18 protein-coding genes are annotated in these 22,989 nt (G+C 52.3%); 6 read left to right on the top strand and 12 right to left on the bottom strand.

What is annotated here, in order from left to right; translation table 11 throughout:
- Nucleotides 1-5: 5 nt before the first annotated feature.
- Nucleotides 6-521 (top strand): ribosome biogenesis factor YjgA, encoded by a 516-nt coding sequence (yjgA, locus tag ACJJIE_RS22180; RefSeq protein WP_444893011.1) that lies wholly within the window; start codon nucleotides 6-8, stop codon nucleotides 519-521.
- 59 nt (nucleotides 522-580) lie between these two features.
- Here the strand turns inward: yjgA and msrB are convergent, their stop codons facing one another.
- The 7 genes from msrB to ACJJIE_RS22145 form a co-directional block, all read right to left on the bottom strand.
- Nucleotides 581-1,123: a peptide-methionine (R)-S-oxide reductase MsrB gene (gene msrB / locus ACJJIE_RS22175; protein WP_444893010.1), complete on the bottom strand. Its 543-nt coding sequence runs from the start codon at nucleotides 1,121-1,123 to the stop codon at nucleotides 581-583.
- A gap of 62 nt (nucleotides 1,124-1,185) precedes the next feature.
- The gene (locus ACJJIE_RS22170; protein WP_444893009.1) at nucleotides 1,186-5,385 is read right to left on the bottom strand and encodes a YhdP family protein; all 4,200 of its coding nucleotides are present in this window, start codon (nucleotides 5,383-5,385) and stop codon (nucleotides 1,186-1,188) included.
- Between the two features lie 36 nt (nucleotides 5,386-5,421).
- The gene (gene rng / locus ACJJIE_RS22165) at nucleotides 5,422-6,909 is read right to left on the bottom strand and encodes a ribonuclease G (protein WP_444893008.1); all 1,488 of its coding nucleotides are present in this window, start codon (nucleotides 6,907-6,909) and stop codon (nucleotides 5,422-5,424) included.
- Entirely contained in the window at nucleotides 6,906-7,517 is a 612-nt protein-coding gene (locus ACJJIE_RS22160; RefSeq protein WP_444893007.1) for a Maf family protein, read from the bottom strand. The genes rng and ACJJIE_RS22160 overlap by 4 nt, the downstream gene beginning before the upstream one ends.
- Nucleotides 7,518-7,614: 97 nt before the next feature.
- Nucleotides 7,615-8,094: a rod shape-determining protein MreD gene (mreD, locus tag ACJJIE_RS22155; RefSeq protein ID WP_282933914.1), complete on the bottom strand. Its 480-nt coding sequence runs from the start codon at nucleotides 8,092-8,094 to the stop codon at nucleotides 7,615-7,617.
- Complete coding sequence (mreC, locus tag ACJJIE_RS22150) at nucleotides 8,081-8,923, bottom strand: rod shape-determining protein MreC (protein ID WP_444893006.1); 843 nt, start codon at nucleotides 8,921-8,923, stop codon at nucleotides 8,081-8,083. Before mreC ends, mreD begins: the two co-directional genes overlap by 14 nt.
- A gap of 136 nt (nucleotides 8,924-9,059) precedes the next feature.
- Nucleotides 9,060-10,094: a rod shape-determining protein gene (locus tag ACJJIE_RS22145; protein ID WP_020412569.1), complete on the bottom strand. Its 1,035-nt coding sequence runs from the start codon at nucleotides 10,092-10,094 to the stop codon at nucleotides 9,060-9,062.
- A 357-nt stretch (nucleotides 10,095-10,451) separates the two neighbouring features.
- Between ACJJIE_RS22145 and gatC the strand changes: the two genes are divergently transcribed.
- From gatC to cysZ, 5 genes are all read left to right on the top strand, one after another.
- Nucleotides 10,452-10,739: an Asp-tRNA(Asn)/Glu-tRNA(Gln) amidotransferase subunit GatC gene (gene gatC / locus ACJJIE_RS22140; RefSeq protein WP_282933916.1), complete on the top strand. Its 288-nt coding sequence runs from the start codon at nucleotides 10,452-10,454 to the stop codon at nucleotides 10,737-10,739.
- 71 nt (nucleotides 10,740-10,810) lie between these two features.
- Nucleotides 10,811-12,256, top strand: coding sequence for an Asp-tRNA(Asn)/Glu-tRNA(Gln) amidotransferase subunit GatA (gatA, locus tag ACJJIE_RS22135; protein WP_444893005.1), 1,446 nt, complete (start codon nucleotides 10,811-10,813; stop codon nucleotides 12,254-12,256).
- Nucleotides 12,257-12,267: 11 nt separating this feature from the next.
- Nucleotides 12,268-13,719 (top strand): Asp-tRNA(Asn)/Glu-tRNA(Gln) amidotransferase subunit GatB, encoded by a 1,452-nt coding sequence (gene gatB / locus ACJJIE_RS22130; protein WP_282933918.1) that lies wholly within the window; start codon nucleotides 12,268-12,270, stop codon nucleotides 13,717-13,719.
- A 65-nt stretch (nucleotides 13,720-13,784) separates the two neighbouring features.
- Nucleotides 13,785-14,081 (top strand): PA4642 family protein, encoded by a 297-nt coding sequence (locus ACJJIE_RS22125; protein WP_282933919.1) that lies wholly within the window; start codon nucleotides 13,785-13,787, stop codon nucleotides 14,079-14,081.
- A gap of 51 nt (nucleotides 14,082-14,132) precedes the next feature.
- Nucleotides 14,133-14,963: a sulfate transporter CysZ gene (gene cysZ, locus ACJJIE_RS22120; protein ID WP_282933920.1), complete on the top strand. Its 831-nt coding sequence runs from the start codon at nucleotides 14,133-14,135 to the stop codon at nucleotides 14,961-14,963.
- Between the two features lie 53 nt (nucleotides 14,964-15,016).
- On the opposite strand, the gene ACJJIE_RS22115 is transcribed toward cysZ, so the two are convergent.
- The 5 genes from ACJJIE_RS22115 to ACJJIE_RS22095 form a co-directional block, all read right to left on the bottom strand.
- A complete protein-coding gene (locus ACJJIE_RS22115; protein WP_282933921.1) occupies nucleotides 15,017-16,165 on the bottom strand; it encodes a hypothetical protein in 1,149 nt (382 codons plus the stop codon).
- Nucleotides 16,166-16,503: 338 nt separating this feature from the next.
- Nucleotides 16,504-18,528: an acyltransferase family protein gene (locus tag ACJJIE_RS22110; RefSeq protein WP_444893004.1), complete on the bottom strand. Its 2,025-nt coding sequence runs from the start codon at nucleotides 18,526-18,528 to the stop codon at nucleotides 16,504-16,506.
- Between the two features lie 33 nt (nucleotides 18,529-18,561).
- Entirely contained in the window at nucleotides 18,562-20,070 is a 1,509-nt protein-coding gene (gene rhlB, locus ACJJIE_RS22105) for an ATP-dependent RNA helicase RhlB (RefSeq protein ID WP_444893003.1), read from the bottom strand.
- 47 nt (nucleotides 20,071-20,117) lie between these two features.
- Nucleotides 20,118-20,735: an HvfX family Cu-binding RiPP maturation protein gene (locus ACJJIE_RS22100; RefSeq protein ID WP_282933924.1), complete on the bottom strand. Its 618-nt coding sequence runs from the start codon at nucleotides 20,733-20,735 to the stop codon at nucleotides 20,118-20,120.
- Between the two features lie 167 nt (nucleotides 20,736-20,902).
- Nucleotides 20,903-22,954, bottom strand: a complete 2,052-nt coding sequence (locus ACJJIE_RS22095) for a CapA family protein (protein ID WP_444893002.1) — start codon at nucleotides 22,952-22,954, stop codon at nucleotides 20,903-20,905.
- Between the last annotated feature and the right edge of the window lie 35 nt (nucleotides 22,955-22,989).

The following is a 22,989-nucleotide window of genomic DNA, read 5'->3' as shown; positions in this document are numbered from 1 at the left end:
CAAAGATGTACGAATACGACGATTACGATGGCGACCTGCCGAAAAGTAAAACTCAGGTCAAAAAAGAAATGCACGAGCTGCAGGATCTCGGCAAGCAACTAACCGAGCTCTCCAAGGCCCAACTGGCTGAAGTCCCCATAGATGAGGACTTGCAGGAGGCTATTGCTACGCTACATCGGATCAAATCCAATGAAGCTCGCCGGCGCCAGATGCAGTATATCGGCAAGTTGATGCGCAGTGCCGACCAAGAAGCGATAGAAACAGTGCTGAGCCGCTTTAAAGAGCGAGACCAACAACACCTGCGTTTCGATAAAATGGCTGAAGACTGGCGCAAACGACTACTGGAAGAAGGCAATAGTGCCCAGGGTGAGTTCTTTGACCAGTACACTGGTGCCGACCACCAACAGCTGCGCCAACTGATTAGGGACTCCCATCGAGAAATCAAAAACAATAAGCCACCAACCAATCAACGAAAATTATTCCGCTATCTTCGCGACTTCTTTATCCAGGAAGCGGAATAAGGGCTCCGGGCGCTCCAGAGTTAACTGGCTGGCAGCGCCCGCAATCTAGACACCAGAAGTTATTGCGCTTTCTTATCCCCAGAAGCCGGCACAAAGTCCAGGGCGAGAGAATTTAGGCAGTAGCGTAAACCAGTGGGCTCCGGGCCATCTTTAAAAACATGCCCCAAATGTTCCCCGCACTTTGATAACACCTCAGTCCGCTTCAAGCCCCAGCTGTAATCGTCCTTTAAGACAATATTTTGTGGGTAGGCAACATCCCAAAAGCTGGGCCAACCAGTACCGGATTCAAACTTCTGCTCAGAGCTGAAAACCGGTAAACGGCAACCTGCGGTAACATAAACCCCTTTCTCTTTGTTATTCAGAAGCTTGCCACTAAAAGCGGGCTCGGTACCTTTTTTCCAGAGAACTTTGTAGCGATCCTCTGGCAGGATCTGCTTCCAGACAGACTTAGGGATCTGATCGAGATCAGTCCCCTCTGCAATATGCTTTTCAGCTTGAGCGACCGTCATATTCTGATCGCGCTGGTGGTCATCGGCCTCAGAGCACGCCGAAAGGGTGGCGGCGCCACAAAGGAGGGTGAACAATATTGAATACCATGCCATCTGCTGTGCTCCTTCTACAGGGAATCAACACTAAGATTAGATGGCTATAGGGTAATTAAAGTTCAGGCGGCAGGCGGCAGCTGCTCCTCAGGGCGGGCCTCAACCTGCGACTCATTTCCCTCATCCTCCAGGACTGCTCCCTGGCGTTTAGCACCGTCACCATCGAATAACTTCTCAAATCGCATTTGTGGATCAGCCCAACCACCACTTATTCGGTAACTGACACTGGCGACTTTCTTAACTTGCTTTTTAAATGCCTTACTGATCAGGTAAACACCTGCCGCCGCAGGTAATCCCCCTGCCAAGGCCGCAACCAGAGCGAGGTTATTCCCCACCGGCAAGGTAGCCACTAAGGTCAAGTCCAAATCTTCACGGACTAAATTCACTCGTCCAGCCATCTGCAGTTCACTGGTCGGGCCCTCTACCTGGATCGGAACCGCAATAAGGAGCTGGCCATCGCCTTCAAAGACCACTTCGCCCCTCACCCGATCAAAGGCCATACCACTTTTATAGAGATCTGAAAAATCAAGGCGTAAACGTCGAGCCCAAGTATCGAAGTTAAACAGCGACAATAAACGCAACACGGTAGAGCCCGTCGCACCAGTAGAGCGCAGAAACCGACCATCGCGAATATCAATTTTGAGCTCCCCGGATAGCAGGCTGCTTTTCACCTGCGTCGGAGATCCCGCCCACTTAAAAGCGGTTTCAAAACTCGCCGACTTGCTTTCAATCAACGGCTCATGTCCCATCTCCCGCTGAATATCCGCGAGATCATCAGCCACCAACCGACCGATAAACTGTGATGATTCCTGCCCCTCAGCATCCCTCATCCATACCAGCTCGGCACCCGCTTCATTTTTGCCTTTGCCCTGCCCTTCAAGGCGGAACCCCCTCACCGTACCAAAGATGTCACTCAGCACCAGACGATCTACAGATGGCCTTAATTTAAATGACCAAGGACCCAATGCTTCCTCACCTATTTGCAGGCTTTCAGTACTGAAGTCAATCTGTGGCAAACTGGTAAAGTCAAACCCGGCCAAAGGGTCTGATACCACCTCTTCTATAAAGGGGTCCAAGGGGAACGCCTCATCGCCCAGTTCAGGCTGTTTTTCAGGCATTGGCAAGCGCAAGTGAGCGAGCTTCAAGCTCAACGGTGCAGTGCCATCCAATAGTCCAGCCAGATCCCCCGCAACCATTTCACTGTCAATTTTAAGCTTCCAGTTTGCCCCGACTCCCTCACCTTTAACATGGATATGCTCAATATCCACAGAACCCAGCTGCAACTGGTCAGTGCTGAGATCCAAGCGCACCGGTAGCGGTTGACTAGAACTCTCCTCAGCATCTACCGGTTTTTTTGTGGCTGCCGCAAAGGTATTGCCTTCTCTGTCGCCCGTTGGCTCAGAGGACTGATAGATGTCCAACAACGACTTCCAACGAAGAAAATCTACAGTGGAAATATCTCCTGTGACCGTTAACTCTCGTTTAGAAGGCAAGTTAGCCTCCGAATTCAAAGCAATCGCAGCTCGATCCAACTCCCCATCGATCAGCCAAAACTGCCCTTGTAAGTGCTCACCGTAATCCATATGGAACAAGCTACCCTGCTCCCCGATAGGCACTCGTAATACAAAATTGGTTTCCGCTTCCGCTTCCTTGCCCAAGGGCTCAGGCAAGTTAACTGCGACGCCTGTCAGATTTGAGGTAAGTTCAAATATTGCGGCGTAGGGTGTTTCAGCTGATTTCGCAGGAATGGTCACCAGGGCCTGGTAATCCATCCCACCCTCGAGCCACTGCAGCTCCGGCCGTGAACTCCATGCATGTACCGACTCAATCAGCGCATTACCGTCAATAATCACCTGGGTTTCCCTCGCATCCCCCTCACCGAAGTGCTGGATACGTGCAGTCAGCGGGCGTCCCCACAATTTGCCTTTGACCTTGGTGCCCTCGAGGCCTGTAGTACTGTCATATTTAACCAAGCCATTGAGTGCAGTCGTATCAAGACGCAGCCCCTGCAACTGAAGACCACCGTGATTCAATTTGAGTTCAACATGCTGCTTAGGCGCTACAGTTGCTCCTCCCAATGGAAGAGACAGGGACACGGCGCCATCTAATTGGCCCGTCAGAGTCCAGTCATCAAAGGCACTTCCAAGGTGATCCCTGATTGGTGATTCACGCAACAGACGCAATCCATCGGCGGCAGGACCAGCCACACCAGTTCGCACGTCCAGGCGTGAGCCTCCCCCCGCTTGAGGAGTTACTGCAACCTGGATATTTTTCGCATCCATGCTCCAAAGCTTGGCTTTATTGGCGTTGACCCGCACAATTTCATCATCGAGCAACAAGCGACCATCCACTTGTCGAACTCCAGGCCAGTCACTGGCGTAATCCAAGCTCGCATTTGAAAAATCGAGCGCCAACTGAATAGTCCGGCGCTTAGAGTGAACCCCGATCGCTCGAAGGGATTCATCCTTGCCATCTTTGCTATAACTACTGCCGCGATAAATAAAAGCTGCGCTCTCAACGCGCCCTTGATTGTTTTCACCCAAACCAGTTTTCAGCCATTTGCGCAAGTCATCACTGACAACAAATGGCACCAGCTCTTCTTGAGTAACAACACCCGCATCTTTCAAAGACAGGGACAGCACCAGATCCGCCGGTCGTGTCTGGGCGTAAAAAGGTAGTGAAAGCATAAACTGTCCACCGACCTCTCCGAGTTCACCATTCAGCATCAATGGGCCCGAAAAGACGGTAACTGCATTCTGCGCCTTATCGACATTCCAAGAGATGGTGCCGCTGGCTTGCTCAAACTCAAAGGCGTTTTTGTACAGGTTGGGAAAGTGTGCCCCCAGGGGAGTGCCATCGAGCTCAACCCGACCGCTGGCGCCCTCAACTTGTAAATATCCGCTCAGTTGGGCAATAGCCGGGGCTCCACGGAATGCTTCAGCGGTAATATCTTTCAGGTTTGCACTTATCTCTAACTGACGGCCCGCACCAGTCCGAAGACGCACGCTGTGTAATTGGCCTCGAGGCTTTAGAGCGCGCAACCACTCATCAGCAGCTCCCTCGAGCAGAGACAGGCGATTTAAAATACCGCTCCATCCTGCGAGATCAACCACATCAGCCACTAGGGACAACCCTTCTTGATCGCTTCTCACCTGCAGATTGAGCGGCGGCATTTGCAGGTCCTGCCAGTCAATTTGAATATTCTGCAAAGCTAATCGCCAGTGCTCACCAGGCAGCCAACGCCCAGACAAATCTCCAGAAAAAGCTCTCAGTGGGGCCAGGCTATGCTCCTCTATATCATTTGCCTTTTGCATATCGGCCAAGCTCTCAACTTGAGCCAGATCCACCTGACCGACTATGCGATAGCCACTGGCAGCATTACTGTGAAGCCATAAGCGGCCATCTGCCCATTTCTTCCCTTTCCAATGGAACCGGTCAGGCAACGGAGTAAGTTCGTGCAGCAAGTCAATGATATCTTCGTCGAGTAGCAACTCATTAAGCTGCATATAGCCCCGCAGTGAGAAGTGCTCTTTGTCTTTCGGGTTGCCCCGCCCCTCTAGCACAACCCGCAGGGTCTCTTCATCAACTTGGCTACTCTCCCCTTCACGGGAAATAAAAGCCCGTGCAGTCAGTCGGTGAAAATCTCCGCTATTTTCCAGCTGGATTTCAGGCAAATTAATTTCTGCCAGCTGCTCATCGGGAAGGCGCACAGTGATCGCTGCATCACTGATTTGGATTTTGGGGCTCAATTGGAACAGGCGGGCCGGATCTGCTGCTTCGGGATTAGGTGCAGTGCTGCCTTCAAGCTTAAGTGGGGCATCGGGAAACCCCTGCAGATACCAGAGGCCATTTTCATCGCGGTTGAGCCCGGCCGAAAACTGATTCATTTGCAGGTCTTTCCAGACCAACTCTCTATTCCATAGGCTGGAAAGCAAATCCAGCTGGAACAGACCGTGCCCCATTCTCAGCTCACCGTGTTCCCCCAGGCGCAGCCCATCCAGCTGCAATGCAACTTCAAGGGCCTCCCAACGCAGGGAAATACGATCCATCTGTACAGGAACACCAAGCTGCTCACTAAGCCAATGACTAATCTGTGGACGATAGTTCTCTACCTGCGGGGACAGCAATCGCCCTGTCTGCACGATGATTGCCAGGGCAATCACCAAGCTTATCGACAGCAACCAGAATTTTCTTGCAATCCAGCGTATTACAACCATCGCTATACCCTCACCAGCGAACAGGCGTAGACCGAGTGCTGACAATAAGCTCTCGTAGCTTGCGGGCGGGTGAATAAAGGATTACACAAGAACAATGTCATACTGCTCCTGGTTGTAAATGGGCTCTACCTGGAATTGGATAGGCCGACCAATAAATTCTTCAAGGTCGGCGACATTGGCCGACTCTTCATCGAGCAAAAGATCTATTACCACCTGGCTAGCCAGCACCATTATTTTTTCACTATCGTAAGAGCGCGCTTCACGAATAATCTCACGGAAAACCTCGAAACAAACCGTCTCAGCACTCTTTAGGGTCCCCCTACCACTACAGACTGAGCAGGGTTCACATAAAATCTGTCCCAATGACTCTCTGGTGCGCTTGCGAGTCATTTCAACCAATCCAAGCTCTGAGACCCCAGTGATGCTGGACTTGGCATGATCCCGTTCCAGAGCCTTTTCCAGGGTGCGCAAGACTTGCCTCTGGTGCTCAGGATCTTTCATATCGATAAAATCGATAATGATAATCCCCCCCAGATTCCTCAAACGCAACTGGCGGGCAATTGCTGTGGCGGCCTCCAGATTGGTTTTGAAGATAGTCTCTTCCAGATTCCGGTGGCCAACAAAAGCACCGGTATTGACGTCAATCGTACTCATCGCTTCTGTCTGCTCTACGATCAGGTAGCCGCCAGACTTTAAAGTTACTTTGTTGTGCAGTGCTCTTCTTATCTCCTCTTCAACACCGTACAAATCAAACAGTGGGCGCTCACCGGGGTAGTGCTCCAGACGACCGGCAATCTCCGGCGCATATTTACCGGCAAATTCTGCCGCACGACCGTGAGCCTCACGGGAGTCTATACGAATCTTTTCTGTATAGGGGCGCGCAAGGTCACGCAATGCACGCATAAATAACGGAAGATCCTCATAGATAACCGAAGGCACCGGACGCTCCTTGATTCGCTCGTCCAGCTCGCCCCACAATTTGTATAGGAACGGGATATCCCTCAACAGCTCTTCCTCGCTCACCCCCTCGGCAACAGTACGTAAAATAAAGCCTCCGTCAGCAGACAAGCCATCCTCTGCGAGGCGCAGTGAAGCCGCTTCAACCAATTGGCGCAGCCGCTCTCGTTCGCTTTCATCTTCAATACGGTTGGAGATGCCGATATGGCGGGTTTGCGGCATATATACCAGATAGCGCGCAGAGACCGATAAATGGGTAGTCAGTCGAGCCCCTTTACTGCTGATCGGGTCTTTCACCACCTGTACAATCAGTGACTGCCCCTCCCTGACCAGAGCGCGAATATCTGCTACCTCAGCATCCCGCGCCTCCATGCCTTCATCATCGAGAGGCGCGATATCCGACGCATGAATAAAGCCTGCACGTTCAAGGCCAATATCGACAAAAGCCGCCTGCATCCCGGGTAATACACGAATCACCTTTCCCTTGTAGATATTGCCTACAATCCCGCGCCGCGCGCTGCGCTCCAGATAGACTTCCTGAAGCACACCATTCTCTACCAAGGCCACCCGAGTTTCGGTTGGTGCGACATTAATTAACAGCTCTTCGCTCAAGATTGGCCCTCCTGCCAATAGGGAATTCCCGCATGATCCAGCATCGGAATCAGAGCTTCCAGGGGGAGTCCGACAACATTGCTATAACTGCCACTAAAAGCTTCTACCAAGGCGGCGCCAAAACCCTGTATACCGTAACCGCCGGCCTTATCGACAGGTTCCCCGGTCCTCCAGTAATCTGCTATTTGAGCTCTGGACAGGTGGCGAAACCTCACTCGAGTTTCCACCACGCGGCTAAACTGGCATTCCTGGGAGCGCAAACACACTGCAGTAAACACAGAGTGCTCTACACCCGACAAAGTCAACATCATGGATTCAAAGTCAGTAAAATCTTCCGGCTTTTCCAGTAATCTGTCGCCCGCCATAACCACCGTATCCGCTCCCAAGGTCCAAAGCCCTTCTGGACAGCCAGCAGCGCGAAATCCAGCGATAGCCTTGTCATGAGCCAGGCGCTCTATGTACTCAAGAGTACTTTCATTAGGTTGCTTTTGTTCTATAACAGAAGGTGATAATTGGGAAAAAGACACCCCAATTTGGGTCAATAGTTCGGCGCGACGCGGTGAACCCGAGGCTAAAAGAAGTCGATTGTCAGAAGCGCTTTTTGTCACTCTAATACATATTCCCTGTGGGCCAGCGGCTGATTATAGCGATACTGTTCGAAAAATGATCGATTTTTTACACTGATTTACAGTGCTGACGAGACGGTCAACGAACGTGTAAACGCCCGGAAAGGCTCCTCAGCCATGGGGTCACCCAGGGCCAGAGCAGGGCTGTGGTAAGAGCTGGCCACAGGAAGGTCAGCCCGGGTACCGACTTCCCCTCAAGGCCATGCACCCAATTGCCCACGACTTGGTGAATACCCACCAGAACAAATACCCACAATAATTGCTGGGCGGGGTTAAATGCTCGGGTACGCTGATATGTAAGCAGACTGAAATAGGCGAGAACCGACAGGGCTAGGGCGTGAGTTCCCAGGCTCGCCCCAGTAGCCAAATCCTGGAATATACCGATCACCCAGGCGAACCCCACGCCAAAGCTCTGAGGCATGCGAGTAATCCAGAATATCACCAGCAAGGCCGGAAATGCAGGACGAAACCAAAGCCATTGTTGCGGCAAAGGCATAACGGCAAGCAGCAAGGACAGCAGAATCGTGACCGCAATAAACCAGCGGTTATTCGCTTGCAACAGAGCGTCCTCCATCGCCGATAACCGCTAATACAAATCGACTGCGATTCATTCGTCCCCTAGGTAGCACTTCGGCCTCCGCAAAGGGTTTCCCCGGATCTCTCTGCACCGAAATAACCTCTCCAACCGGATAACCCGCAGGAAACCGACTTCCCAGACCAGAACTGAGTAACAAGTCGCCTTCACGGATATCACTTGTATTGGCGAGATGACGCAACTTCAGACGATACAGGTCACCTGTTCCCTCAGCGACAGTGCGCATGCTGTTGCGTAAAACCTGGACAGGAATAGCATGACTTGAATCAGTGATCAGCAGGATACGACTATAAGAGTCACCAGCCTCAATCACCTGCCCCAGCAAACCGCTGGCATCCATTACCGGGGTGCCAATATCAACGCCGTCATCCCGGCCCTTGTCAATCAGCAGTACATGCTCCAGAGGGTCAGGGGTAACACCCACCACCTGGGCCACCAGTACTCGGTCGTCGACCATTTCCGCCGAATTCATCAGCTCTTTTAGCTGAGTATTCTCCGCTTTGACGGCAGCCAATAACTGGCTGCGTTGTTCCAGTAACAGTACCTGCCGCTTGAGGCGACTGTTCTCTTCTTGTAACTCCTCGCGAGAGCGAAACTGTTCATCCGCCCAATCACCCACACGCTCAGGGGCACCTGTCACCCAATACAGTGGAGCGATCACCCCAGATAAGCGTTCGCGAACAGGCTGAAACCAATTGGTGTAATGATCGGAGACGATCAGCGAGATTGCGAGTATGGCGAGAAAGCCCAAGCGGTATTCAGCAGAGGGACCGCGGGTAAATAGCGGTTTCACAGGCAATTCCCTCTTAGCAGGTCAATCAAAGACAATGAGATAAGCACAAGCTATAAAAGTGCTTGCTCTGTTTTTATTCAAGGGAACCCCCGGGTAAAACCACAGGCTCCCTATCTATATTACGCAATACCGTCTGTCAGTTGGACATCAAGTAGAGGCGGCTGCGGTCCAACATATCCAGTGCTTTGCCGCCACCCCGAGCCACACAGGTCAGCGGGTCATCAGCAACAATTACCGGCAGACCGGATTCTTCCATCAGCAGGCGATCGAGATCGCGCAGCAGGGCGCCACCACCAGTCAGCACCATACCGCGCTCAGCGATATCGGAGGCCAACTCGGGGGGAGATTGCTCCAGCGCACTTTTTACCGCTTGCACAATCCCGGTCAAGGGTTCTTGCAGGGCCTCGAGAATTTCATCGGAGTTCAGGGTGAAACTGCGGGGCACACCCTCGGCCAGGTTGCGGCCACGTACGTCGATCTCACGAACCTCACTGCCCGCATAAGCGCAGCCAATTTCCTCTTTGATCCGCTCAGCAGTCGCATCACCGATCACACTGCCGTAGTTGCGACGCACATAGTTGACGATAGCCTCGTCAAAGCGGTCACCGCCAATGCGCACAGAATCGGAGTAAACCACACCATTGAGGGAGATAATGGCGATCTCAGTGGTGCCCCCACCGATATCCACTACCATAGAGCCGCTCGCTTCCTCGACATTTAAACCGGCACCAATTGCAGCTGCCATGGGCTCTTCGATCAGCGATACTTCGCGGGCACCGGCGCCCAGGGCAGACTCGCGAATCGCGCGGCGCTCCACTTCTGTTGACTGGCAGGGAACGCATACCAACACTCTTGGGCTCGGGCGCATCCAACTATTTTCGTGCACTTTCTTAATAAAGTGCTGCAACATTTTTTCAGTCACCTGGAAGTCGGCGATAACACCATCCTTCAGCGGGCGAATAGCGGTAATATTGCCTGGGGTCCGGCCGAGCATGCGTTTAGCTTCTACTCCGACAGCCTCAACAATTTTCTGGCCATTGTAGTGACGGATTGCGACGACAGAGGGTTCGTCGAGTACTACGCCGCGATCGCGAACGTAAATCAGCGTGTTGGCAGTTCCCAGGTCGATGGAGAGATCACTGGAAAACATACCCCGCAAACGTTTAAACATGGAATTCGATTACCTTGTACTAATTATCAGCCCCCAGGTCGGGCACTGCGGGCGCGGCTTCTTTTATGGATACAAATCCTAATTAGTCCGCATAAATAATTCTGAGTTCCGAGCCGCATTTCGAATCGGATTCTACGCAAAATACCGGAGTCTCTCATCACTCGGCAGGTTTCGGCAAACTCTAACAACGGCTAGGCATCAGGGCAAGGCTGAAGGGAGGTCATTTGAGGCTCACTATTCATTACAGCTCGGGCCGGTGAGAATATACCCCCATTGTGCTAAATTTGCCGGTTCTGCCCGCCACATATCATACGGGCAGCTTTCGACTCGCAACTCAAGCTGGAGGAGTCCATCACCATGACAGTGGATACGCAAACTGTAGAGAAACTTGCGGAGTTGGCCCGAATCGCCATATCCAAAGAAACCATCGATGAAGTCAGCAACCGTCTCGGGGATGTTTTGCAATTGGTAGACCAGCTGCAATCCACCAATACCGATGGTATCGCCCCGATGGCGCACCCACTGGACGAAGTTCAGGAGCTTCGCACCGACACAGTAACAGAGACTGACAATCGAGAAGACTTCCTAACACTGGCTCCCCAAACCGAAGAAGGCCTCTACCTGGTTCCCAAAGTGATTGATTAACCGGTCCAACACCAACGAAATCCACCTAAATACCCAGCCCTCAGCCCGTCTAGAGCCTTTAAGGGAATAACATGCATCAGCTTACTATCGCCGAGATCATCCGTGGATTGCGGAGCAAAGAGTTCTCAAGTACAGAGCTAACCCGCCATTTACTCGGCCGCATCCAGCAACTGGACAGCAACTACAACAGTTTTATTACCGTCACCGAAGAGAGCGCCCTAGCGCAAGCCGCAGCCGCCGACCAACGCCTGGCCAACGGAGAGACACCGGCACTGTGCGGTGTGCCCATCGCCCACAAAGATATTATTTGCACTAACGGCGTGCGCACCAGCTGTGCCTCAAAAATGCTGGATAATTTTATCCCTCCCTACGATGCCACGGTGGTAGATAACCTCAACGCTGCCGGCACCGTCTCCCTGGGCAAGACCAATATGGATGAATTCGCCATGGGCTCATCCAACGAAAGCAGCTTTTACGGCCCAGTAAAAAACCCCTGGAATACCCGCTGTGTGCCCGGCGGTTCCTCCGGTGGCTCAGCTGCGGCAGTTGCTGCACAACTGATACCCGGCGCTACAGCTACCGATACCGGCGGCTCTATTCGCCAGCCGGCAGCGTTGACAAACACCACCGGGCTGAAGCCCACCTACGGGCGTATTTCCCGCTACGGTATCGTTGCCTACGCCTCCAGCCTGGATCAGGCCGGCCCCATAGCCCGCAATGCGGAAGACGCTGCTTATTTGCTCTCCGCCATGGCCAGCCACGACCCGAAAGATTCCACCAGTCTGAAGCAGCAGCTCACTGACTTTACCGCCGAACTGAATAACCCGATCGCCGGGCTGCGGATCGGAGTACCCCGAGAGTACTTTGGGGAGGGGCTTAACCCTGAAACCGCAAGCCGGGTTCAGGAAGCTTTGAGAGCGTTTGAAAAGCTGGGGGCTCAACTGGTCGATATCAGCCTGCCACATACCGAGTTAGCGATACCTGCTTACTATGTGATCGCCCCCGCTGAAGCCTCTGCCAACCTATCTCGATTCGATGGGGTGCGCTATGGCTACCGCTGTGAAGAGCCCAAAGACCTGCGCGATCTCTATATGCGCTCCCGTGGTGAAGGCTTCGGCGAAGAAGTGCAGCGTCGCATCCTGGTAGGCACCTACGCCCTGTCCGCCGGTTATTACGATGCTTATTACAACAAAGCCCAACAGGCCCGACGCCTGATCAAGCAGGACTTTGTCGAAGCATTCGAAAAAGTGGATGTGATTATGGGCCCCACGACCCCCTCCCCCGCTTTCGAGCTTGGCGCAAAGAGCGCTGACCCGGTAGCTATGTACCTGGAGGATATCTACACCATCGCCACCAACCTCGCCGGACTACCGGGCATGTCTGTACCCTGTGGCCTGGTGGACAATATGCCAGTGGGCCTGCAAATAACCGGTAATTACCTGGAAGAGGCGCGCATGCTCAATATCGCCCACCAATACCAACAGGTAACCGACTGGCACAAAGCCAGCGCCGTATAAGGAGATAAATTGTGGAATGGGAAATCGTTATCGGGTTGGAAATTCACGTCCAGCTCTCCACCCAGTCAAAACTCTTTTCCGGCGCTAGCATCCGCTTTGGCGCCGAGCCGAATACCCAGGCATGCGCTGTGGACCTGGCCATGCCAGGCACACTGCCGGTACCCAATGAGGAAGCATTTCGTTTTGCAGTAATGTTCGGCCTGGCGATGAACGCAGAGATCGGCAAGCGCTCTGTTTTTGAACGCAAGAATTACTTCTATCCCGACTTGCCCAAGGGCTATCAAACCACTCAATTGGAACAGCCGATTGTCGGCCCAGGTGAAGTGGAAATTCACCTGGAAGATGGCAGCAGTAAGAAGGTGCGTTTGCACCACGCTCACCTGGAGGAAGATGCCGGTAAATCCCTGCATGAAGATTTCCACGGGATGTCTGGTATCGACCTGAACCGCGCAGGTACGCCGCTGATCGAGATTGTCTCTGAACCGGATATGCGCAGTGCCGCCGAGGCTGTGGCCTACCTGAAAAAAATTCACAGTATCGTAACCTACCTGGGCATTTCCGATGGTGATATGTCCCAGGGCTCACTGCGCTGTGATGCCAATGTGTCTGTGCGCTTAAAAGGCGAAGAAAAACTCGGCACCCGCACAGAGTTAAAAAACATCAATTCTTTCCGTTTTGTCGAGCGCGCAATTAAAGTCGAAGCTGAACGTCAGATCGACATCCTGGAAGACGGCGGCACTATTACCCAGGAAACCCGCCTCTACGACGCGGACAAAAATGAAACCCGCTCTATGCGCAGCAAAGAAGTGGCCAATGATTACCGCTACTTCCCCTGCCCGGACCTTCTGCCAGTTGTACTCACTGATGAATATGTCGAACAACTGCGCAGCATCCTGCCAGAACTGCCTGATGCAAAAGCAGCCCGCTTCCAAGCGGAATACCAGCTATCTGCTTATGATGCAGACCAGCTGACACAGGAGCGTGCCAGTGCAGACTATTTTGAAACTGTGAGTAAATCCTGTGGCGAATCCAAGCTTGCCGCCAACTGGATTAACGGTGAACTGGCAGCGCTGCTCAACCGTCGTGAACTTACTATTTCACAATCTCCGGTTTCTGCCGACCAGCTAGCTGGACTAATCGCACGGATCAAAGACAACACCATTTCCAGTAAGATCGCCAAACAGGTATTCGAGGCTATTGCCGACGGAGAGGGCAGTGCCGACGAAGTCATCGAAAAGCGTGGCCTGAAACAGGTTTCGGATACCGGCGCTATCGAAAAAATGGTGGATGAAGTGATTGCTGCAAGCGGTGCTCAAGTAGAAAACTACCGCAAGGCAGATGAATCAAAACGCCCCAAAATGATGGGGTATTTCGTCGGGCAGATAATGAAAGCGTCCAAGGGGCAAGCAAACCCACAGATGATTAATAAAATCCTCAAGCAAAAATTGGACGCACTACTTTAATCGTCAACATTCTCAACTTGGGTCGGGCTTCGCCCGTCCCCTATTTATGTAGCAAGGATATAGTTTTGAGCCTGAAAAAAGACAAACAAAAAGTACTCGGAGAAGTTTTTGACAAGGAGCGTATTGCTGGATTCTTGATTGGCGAAGCCCCCGCTGGCGTAAACCGGGATTTTCACCTGCTCGAGCGCGCCTACCGAAGTATGAAAGCAGAGAGCTTTGCCACATTTGTAAAGTTATTTCTCGCTGAAGGCCTGGATCTGAACAGCCCCGGCCCCGACGGAAAAACCCTGCTGGCCCGTATTGGCGAACACCGCCAGGGCGCAGAGTATAGCGAGATTTTAAAAGCCGCTGGCGCCAACTAGCAGCCTAGTAGCCTTGAAATTCCTGGAATAGTTCCAGCGAGAGGTGAGAATATGACTTCAAATCCCGTTCACGGTATCGATGCACTGGTGCGCGGTATCCACTTGATTACCCGGCGTGAATTGCGCCCATTTATCCTGGTACCACTACTAATAAACCTCGTACTGTTTATTATTATCAGCGGCATTATGATTTCCCAACTGGGAGGACTTACCGATTATATCGGCAGCCTGCTTTCCCACACGCCAGTAAATACAGAAAATATGTCCTGGTGGGAAGCCATGATGGCCAAGGGGGCCGCGTGGGCTGCCAGTGTTTTTCGCTGGCTCGCCTGGATTATTGCGTTACTTGTGCTTTTCCTGTTTTTTCTCGCCTACGGCTATTTATTTAGCGTTATTACCAACATTATTGCCGCCCCCTTTAACGGTTTGCTCGCCGAGAAAGTCGAGGAGCTACTAACCGGTAAGGCTCCCCCTGCCGAGCCGATAATGCAAATGGTATGGCGTACCCTGGGCCGGGAATTACGTAAGCTGGGTTACTTTATATTTTGGGGTTTGATCGTATTCATTATTGCCACCATCACCAGCTGGACCATTATTATCCCCGCAGTGCTCACTGCAGTTTGGGGTGCTTGGTGCATGGCCATTCAGTATGTTGACTACCCACTGGATAATCACCAACGGCCATTTGATGAATTAAAAACAGTTCTGCGCCGCCGCAAATTGACCAGCCTGACCTTTGGTGGAACTGTCATGCTTGCCAAAATGGTACCGGTTTTAAATATCTTTATTATGCCTGCGGCAGTTGCTGGCGGTACGGCTTTGTGGATTGAAAGACTGCGTATTGAAGGAGATCCCGGCACTCAAACTCCGGTACTTCAGTAACTTTACCTGTAAAACAGGAAGCCCTCTTATACAGAGGGCTTTTTATTTTGATACTACCTTCCCGATGTTTTCTTCTTTTTCAATGCTCGATACCAAGGTTGTTGGCCCTTGGCAATATAAGCGCTAGCCGATAAGCACTTTGCCAAATTCTCAAGCTCCTGGGTGAGTACATCTCCTGAAAACCTTTTTCTTAACATTTGTTGGAGTTTGTCTGCCAATAATGCATCCCTCAACCCCTCTGGCTTCTGGATACCGGCAGATAGAATTTCAGGAATCCACTCAGACAGATCTCGCACCGTTATCCAATCATTTCCCTGTTCAGGGTACACAGAAAAATCAGTATCGAATGCCAGGCCTGAATCGTTACTAAGAAAGGTACTATTTAACAACTGATTGGATGCTTTGAACTGCAGGAAGAACTGCCTGGCATCATCTCTTGATGGAAGTAACTGAGTATGATCTTCCAGCATCATTGGCTTCAGCTTAATCAATTCAGACTCCGCTACCCCCAACTCCAGTAATTTATGGGTCAGCAAGAACTCCTTTCTATCTACCCCTTCATTCACCCTGCGAGCAGAAAGCTTCACATCCCCATCAAGCAAAGAGAAAAAATCACTCACAATATCACCCCCGTTCAAAGCTTCCCGACCGAAAAGCCTCACCTTGAGGGAATCAGTCCCAAATACCGTCTCCCATAGCTTCAACTTGCTAAAATAATCGTAGTAAATCTCAATATCTTTATTGAGAGTGGGAAAAGCCCCCTCACTATGGCCAAGCAACTTACTAGAGGAGCTTCGATTGGAAGCGGCCCCACGAGCTCCTTGTTTTTTAAAAGATATTGCCTGTAAATCCTGCCTGCGCAGATAAACAATCACTTTAACGTTATCGAAGTACTTGGCACACACCTGCTGAACCAGCTCAATACTCTCATGTTGATGCAAAAAGCAAAGGTGCTCCGCCGATACAATGGTTTGCTTACTGCGACTAGCTGCAAGTAGCTCATCGAGCCGGGAATTGAGCTTAAAACGGACCAGCCCTTTCTCCCGCAAAACTTCAATACACCCAGAGGAGTTTCCTTTTTTTCCAAGGGAAAGGAATTCAAAGCCCGCCTTATTCAGGGCTTGTGTCTGCTCCTTCATTGCCAACTGGAGAGAGCTGGAGCCGGTTTTATGGAAACCGATATGTAAGTAGAGGGTGCGCATCCGAGTATTTACTTTAATTCTTATTGAGTAATGGATGTCAGAATGCAAGCTAGCCCCATACTATAGGAGCAATCTCAACCTGCAGAGTCTTGACTCATGCAACTGGCTAAATCCGTTTAATTTTAGGATAGAAATGGACATTAGAAAGAAATATAAGCCATTAATGGTACATTTGTCACAACTTTAACACTAACAAAGCACAGAAAGATTGAACAGAAAAGTGGATAAGAGCCACTGCTGTCCAATTCTGGGCAGTGGCTCATAATCACAAGTGGAGGGGAGCTGGTGTGTAAGAGAGGGGAGGCTTCGATGCCTACTATTTTGAGTGCTGGTATCAGCTAACCGCCTGGCCTTATATTCGAGTTCGCCATTAATAGTCGATTCATCAAGCCTGGTACCAGAATCTCTGAACCAAAAGTGCTTAGATGATTATCGTCGCGATACAGCGACCGACCCTCCATCTGTATTTGGCATTCTGATGGGCAAAGCTCCGACACAAGACTACCTCGCTGTATTTCAAACTCCTCCGACAAGGCCTCAAGAGTCGCCCTTACCCGACTGTTACGCTCCACCACCTGTTCTAGTGTCGGCGCCGCTTGTACCCGAGCCCCAATAAACTCCGCGCTGGCAATAGCCAATGGTACGGAAAAAGAAATCTCTGGAATCCCCTCAATAATCACCACGCTGCGGCCCGAAGCACGAATTCTGGCGATAGTTTGCCGAAGCCCATAATCAAATAACTCATAGTTTCGACTGGATTGGGCTCCATTTATCTGAGGGCCATCTTTATCTCCCGCCAACCCCAAAACTGCCGACAGCCCGCCTTCTCCAGGAGATCGTGTGCCCTCGGCCAATAGGGCCCAGCGAGCCACCAAAACAACTGTGCCTAAATCAGAGCGGCGCTCCAGCATCCCCATGACATCTTCATTAAAGCGGTCACACCCATGGGATGCACCCATTTCCAAACGAATTACATCCAGAAGCGGCGCACAAGCAGACTTTGCAGCTACAATTCCACTGTACCCCTCAGCCTCAAGCCAATGCTCAAATCCCGGAATAAAAGCACCCGCATGGGAATCTCCCCAGAGTAGATAGTCTACCTGAGAGTCGTCGTCGGGTGCCCCCACCTCACAAAGCCCCTCGGAAGGTGCAAGCTTCATACAGCGGCGCTCTTCGGGTGTGCGTGATCTAGCGCTCTCATAAGCTGCATATACCGGCTCTGGCAGCCTTGAGGGCACTCCTTTTTTTACATTGATAACCAGGGAAACACTCATGATAAGTGTTCCCACAGCTCCCAGTGACAAAGCCAGGCCCCGACGGGAAAGTCCCCTCTCAGATGCACGGCGAAATGGCGCCTCTACGAATCGCCAGCTGAACCAAGCGAGAATGAAAGAGAGCGCAATCGCGACCAATGCCATTGCCAGGGGGAGCTCAGCTGATCCATTGAGAAGGCGGAGTAAAACCAGGACTGGCCAGTGCCATAGATACAGAGAGTAGGAAATCAAGCCTATTGCTACGATGATCCGCAGCCGCAACAACCGAGCAATAATTGTTTCCCGATTCCCTCCAGTCCAAATGAGCACCGCAGCTCCGATACAAGGTAATAGTGCGGCAATTCCAGGGAAGGGCGTGGAGGAGTCATAAACAAAGACGCTATAAAGAATCATTGCGATTCCAGCAGCCGCCACCAACTCCAGCAACCAAGCTTTGCGCACTTGTGGAATAGCTCCTAAGGCCAGTAGAGCCCCAAGCCCCAACTCCCAAACCCGCGAAGGCGTCAGGAAATAATTGGCGAAAGGCTGGGCTTTAGTTGCCCAAACTGAGTAAACGAGAGAGAGTATCGATAACCCAGCCACAACCAGCAATTTCGAGCGCCGGCTACGAGAAGCTAGCAGGCAAAGCAACAGCGGGAAAAACAGATAAAACTGCTCTTCAACAGATAACGACCAAGTGTGTAGCAGAAGTTGCCAGTCTGCTCCCGAACCAAAATAGTCCTCGGTACTTTGCCAAAACCAGAAGTTAGATGCGAACAATAGCGTCGCCAATGCGGACTGCCCCAGTTCTTTAAAGGGGTCTGGTGGTAATACAAACCACCCTGCAACAATCGAAGTCGCCAGAACAAAGAATAATGCTGGCAAGATACGGCGAGCTCGACGCTCATAAAAATTAGCCAGGGAGAAGCGATATTCACCAATTTCCTTCACCAGGATACTGGTAATCAGGTAACCGGAAATAACAAAAAAGATATCGACCCCAACAAAGCCACCGGAGAAACCCGGTAACCCTGCATGGGCCAAAACAACAGGAAGAACTGCTAATGCGCGCAACCCATCGATGTCTCGACGGTACCCAATACTGCTCATAGTGTATAACCGTAAGTCCCTTTATCCCCAAACTTAATGTCTGCGGGGGCGACGGTTACCACCAGGGCCACCGCGTCGTCCGTCACGATCACCGTGACTGCGCTGGACCTTTACTTTAGGAGGCTCTACCAATAGCTCTTCGGGCGGAACTTCACACTTGAGCTTGCCACCGAGCAGCTGCTCAATAGGCTCCAGGCGCATGGCATCATCTTCACAGGCGAAACTGATAGAGGTGCCCGTTTTACCTGCTCGACCAGTTCGACCAATGCGATGAACGTAGTCCTCCGGCTCTTCAGGCAAGGTGAAATTCACCACATGGCTGATACCATCAATATGGATACCACGCCCGGCGACATCGGTAGCCACCAGGACCTTGGTTTTGCCGGACTTAAAGTCGTCGAGGGTGCGAACCCGCTTATTTTGTGCCACTTCACCAGAGAGCAGGCCGGCAGAAATACCGTGAGCGAGAAGCTGTTCGTGCAAGCGGCGACATTGATCGCGGCGGTTGGCAAATACAATCAGGCTATCCACTTCTTCCCGCTGCACAATGTTGTAAAGCAGGGTGTACTTTTCTTCACTGGCAGACAGGTAAACATGCTGCTCAACAGTATCTGTGGCAACCCTCTCCGGCTCAATCTCCACAACTACCGGATCATCTGTCCACTGCTCCACCAGATCATCAACTTCAGGAGTAAATGTCGCGGAGAAGAACATGGTTTGGCGATGAGTTTTACGCGGGGTCTGGCGGACAATGCGGCGTACCTGGGGGATAAAGCCCATATCCAACATACGATCCGCTTCATCGATTACCAGAGCTTCTACTTGGTCCAGGTAGCAGTCTCGATTGCCGACGAAGTCCAGCAGACGGCCCGGGGTCGCCACCAGGATATCCACCAGCCGCTCATTCAGGTTTCTCTGCTGCTTGTCGTAATCCATACCGCCCACCAGGGTATGAATTTCCAGTTCGGTATGCTTACACAGTGCCTTGGCATCATCGGCAATCTGCATCACCAGCTCACGGGTCGGAGCGATAATCAGGGAGCGGGCTTCGCCAGCGTAGCGCTCACCTTCAAACGGGTGCTTAAGCAGATCGTCAATCACTGTGATCAGGAAGGCCGCCGTCTTACCGGTACCGGTTTGTGCCTTACCCACCAGGTCGTGACCATTGAGGGTGTGGGGAAGGGAGCGACCCTGAATAGGCGAGCAATACTGGAAACCCAAGTCGTGGATAGCGTGCATCAACTCATTGGGCAGTCCCAGGTCGTGGAAGCGGACCTTGCCCTCCTGTTCTGGAACCTGGAATTCATCCAGGGACCAGGGCGCTGCGGGTGCCGCTGGCTTTCTGCTGCGCTGGCGCCCTTTTTGAGCATTTCTGCTACCGCCCCGGCGCGACTTCCCCTCCGCCTGTGCGGATTTTGTACGCCCCTTGGCAGCCTTATCAGACGGCTTTTGCCCTTCTTTTTGGCGTCCGGAGCTGTCTTCTCCCCGGCGGGAGCCCTTATCCTCTTTGGAGGAGGATCGGCGGAACAACTTTCCTATCAAGTGAAATACTCGCTCAAATGTTCAAATAATCGGCGAGTATAACATCTCTATGGGGCTCCCTGCCCGCTATAGTGACGGCACAGCCAGTAATCCACACTGAAAAACCGCCCTGCCCCACTACAAAATAGCGCCAACAACATAATGAAGTAGGTAGCGGCAAACTCAATACCATTTTTCAGGATGGTCACTCCTCCAGTTTCCACCAACCACTCATAATTGCCGTGCTCCTTGAGTAAACCGACAATCTTCTCTTTGCGCACTGAGGCTTCATCAATCAGATCCTTGCGCCACTCCCAGGGCACACTCAAGGTTTTATCCGGCAATGCAGACCAACCGTTCTCCCAGTGGGCCGTATAAGCTGCCACTGCCATCACAAACATCAGTGGAAGCGCTACCAGGCGGGTCGCAAAGCCCAAAAGTATGGCAATACCGCCCAAAAACTCGGTCAAGGCCGCCAACCAGGCCATCAATAGTGGTGCCGGTAACCCTAGCCCCCAGTCCGGATTGCCAAACCAGGCTGCCACATCATCGATATTGTTCATTTTGTTGAGGCCGGCAAGCACAAGAATTGGCGCCAAGTAGATACGCAGGGCAAGGGGCCCCAACCAGTCAATTTTTCCGGCAGCCCGCAAGAAGCAGGCATACCAGCGGCTCAAGGTAGTCATCTGCACCCCACACTCGCTCTGTTTCGCTGTATTTGTTCACTGTAGTCGAGCCAGAGGCAACATTTCTTACAGTAGACCGGTCAGACTGCTGTGTCAGAGGGAGTAAAGAGGAGAAACCCAGCTTAAGAGCGCAAGACTCCAGCCTGCGTATCTAGCGCCGCCACGCCCTAGGGCTCCAAGGCCAGAAAATCAATATTGGCAACGTCATTGCCGAATTTTGCACAGGAAGTAGGCTTATCCCAAACCACCCAGGCCAAATCATCGAGGATAATATTCGTGCCCTCGGCAACCGCCCCCTGCAAACGCAGGCGATAGCCTTTAACCGCCTGCTTATCCAGCGGTGGAAAATCTACTCGAAACGCCTGCCAATCGCCCTTTCTGATTGCGACAGAACCGAAACACTCCCGCTCAGCAGACTCCAGCGATTGCGAAAAAGCACGCGCTCGGGGGGCATATTCTAAACAAACTTGCAGCGATTGTGCCTGTGTCGAGCGGGCGTAGCCGAGCAGTGAGTGAAGTGCCTGTGGCGGCGCCTCCACCAATCGATGAAAGCCACGGGTGACTGCTTCGGCAAGACCCCGGCTGTTCCCACGCAGCACCATCGAGTGATCTCCCGAGCGGGCAATTCCCGCATCGATACTACTGGCGGGGGACAGACGCCAAGTGGCGGGCTGCCCGGGCAGCAGTCGGTCGGATTCAAAATCACCGGTCACCAACAGATCGCGACCACTGGTACAGCTCGCCTGTGGATCAATCCCCTCGAGCGCCGGCAATTGCTGTTGCCAGGTCAACGGCAGCTTGCCCACCCACGAGCCCGTTGTAGGTGCCAACGGGGCAGTACCGGCGCTCAGTGCCTTGCGGGCCCGTTTATCACTATCAGGCAAAATAACCCCGTGTCCGCCACTGGCCGACAGGGACAGTCCTTTTAGAATGGATTGATGCTGTAGGCGGCGGAGAATATGCTGCCGCACAGCCCCAACCGCAGGTGTGGGCTGGTAGTGCTGGATATAGAGCGGCGCCACCTCAGCCCGCACAAACTGCTCGCCATCCATCCATACGTACAACAGCGCAGATCGGTGGGTCTCCTGAAAATACTGGTCAAATAAAAAATTGCCCAGGGAGTAAGCGATAAGCTTACCCCGGTATAACTCAAAGCCGTGCAGCACATGAGGGTGATGGCCAACAACCAGATCGGCCCCCCGGTCAATGGCCAGCTTCATACGGCTCTGGCTTAGTTCAGTGGGCGCGTAACTGTACTCTTCACTGCCGTGATACTGCACCACCACCGGGCGCTGTTCAGCAGCTTCGCGGGCCACTGTGCGGGCTATATTCACTTCACTGCCCAAGGCAGCCCCGGCTTTTTCTCCCTCGGCCACCTGATTCGGGGAGAAGTTACCGCGCCAGCCCACAAAGCCCAATAGGCTGTATTGCTGTGAGCCTCCTTGCAGCAGAGCACTCTCGAGCGCCTGGGGCTCATTCAGCCCGCCCCCTGAAAATTTCAAGCCGCTCTCCCGCAGGGCGTCGAGCGTGCTCGTTACCCCGGCATCGCCAAAGTCATACAGGTGATTATTACCCAAAGTGACGTAATCAATGCCCGCCCATTTCAATGCTGTCAGGGTGAGAGGGCGGGAATAGAAAGTGACACTTTTCGGCGTTTCCGTACCGGGCTTATCACCAACCAGAACCGCTTCCAAATTGACTGAAGCGATATCCGCATCGACAAGGTAAGGTTTAATCGGGGCCAGCAGCTGTTTAAACTGTGCGGTATCACTGCCCTCACGCAGCAGGGGCAGGTCCCCCTTTAGCGGCTTGTAATAGCGCCGCCCTGTCATTAAATCGCCCGCAAAAGCCAACATAACCCGGCCGGGTTTTCGGGCGACCAGGGTAACGTCGGGAATTTTTCCATCGCTGAGCGTTAATTCATGGGCGGAAAAAGTATGGGTTAACGGGTAGTAGCCGGCCGCAGAAAATTTAAGCTGATAGATATTTTCGGCAGCCAGCGTCAGGCGGAAGCTCCCCTTGCGGGTAAAAACCACTCCATCATTATTATTGATCTCAACCCCAGCAATCGCCTTACCCTGCTCATCCACTACCCGGCCGGTAATAACCGTATTGGGCGCTGCGGTTTTGGCAGACAGCCCGATTGAGAAAATTATGCCGGCCAGTAACAGGCTGAAACCCTTGATTAATTGGTGGCCCTTTTGCCCTATCCCGTTCATCTGTTCCCCGCAACCGATGGCTTTTAGAGTGATAA

The organism is Microbulbifer maximicatervae (SeqCode), assembly GCF_052467325.1.
This window is presented reverse-complemented; position numbering and strand designations above follow the sequence as displayed.

Coding starts and splice junctions, on each gene's coding strand:
- ACJJIE_RS22100 (WP_282933924.1), bottom strand. CDS start 20,735: ATGACTACCTTGAGCCGCTGGTATGCCTGCTTCTTGCGGGCTGCCGGA.
- msrB (WP_444893010.1), bottom strand. CDS start 1,123: ATGGCATGGTATTCAATATTGTTCACCCTCCTTTGTGGCGCCGCCACC.
- gatA (WP_444893005.1), top strand. CDS start 10,811: ATGCATCAGCTTACTATCGCCGAGATCATCCGTGGATTGCGGAGCAAA.
- cysZ (WP_282933920.1), top strand. CDS start 14,133: ATGACTTCAAATCCCGTTCACGGTATCGATGCACTGGTGCGCGGTATC.
- ACJJIE_RS22145 (WP_020412569.1), bottom strand. CDS start 10,094: ATGTTTAAACGTTTGCGGGGTATGTTTTCCAGTGATCTCTCCATCGAC.
- ACJJIE_RS22095 (WP_444893002.1), bottom strand. CDS start 22,954: ATGAACGGGATAGGGCAAAAGGGCCACCAATTAATCAAGGGTTTCAGC.
- ACJJIE_RS22115 (WP_282933921.1), bottom strand. CDS start 16,165: ATGCGCACCCTCTACTTACATATCGGTTTCCATAAAACCGGCTCCAGC.
- gatC (WP_282933916.1), top strand. CDS start 10,452: ATGACAGTGGATACGCAAACTGTAGAGAAACTTGCGGAGTTGGCCCGA.
- ACJJIE_RS22110 (WP_444893004.1), bottom strand. CDS start 18,528: ATGAGCAGTATTGGGTACCGTCGAGACATCGATGGGTTGCGCGCATTA.
- yjgA (WP_444893011.1), top strand. CDS start 6: ATGTACGAATACGACGATTACGATGGCGACCTGCCGAAAAGTAAAACT.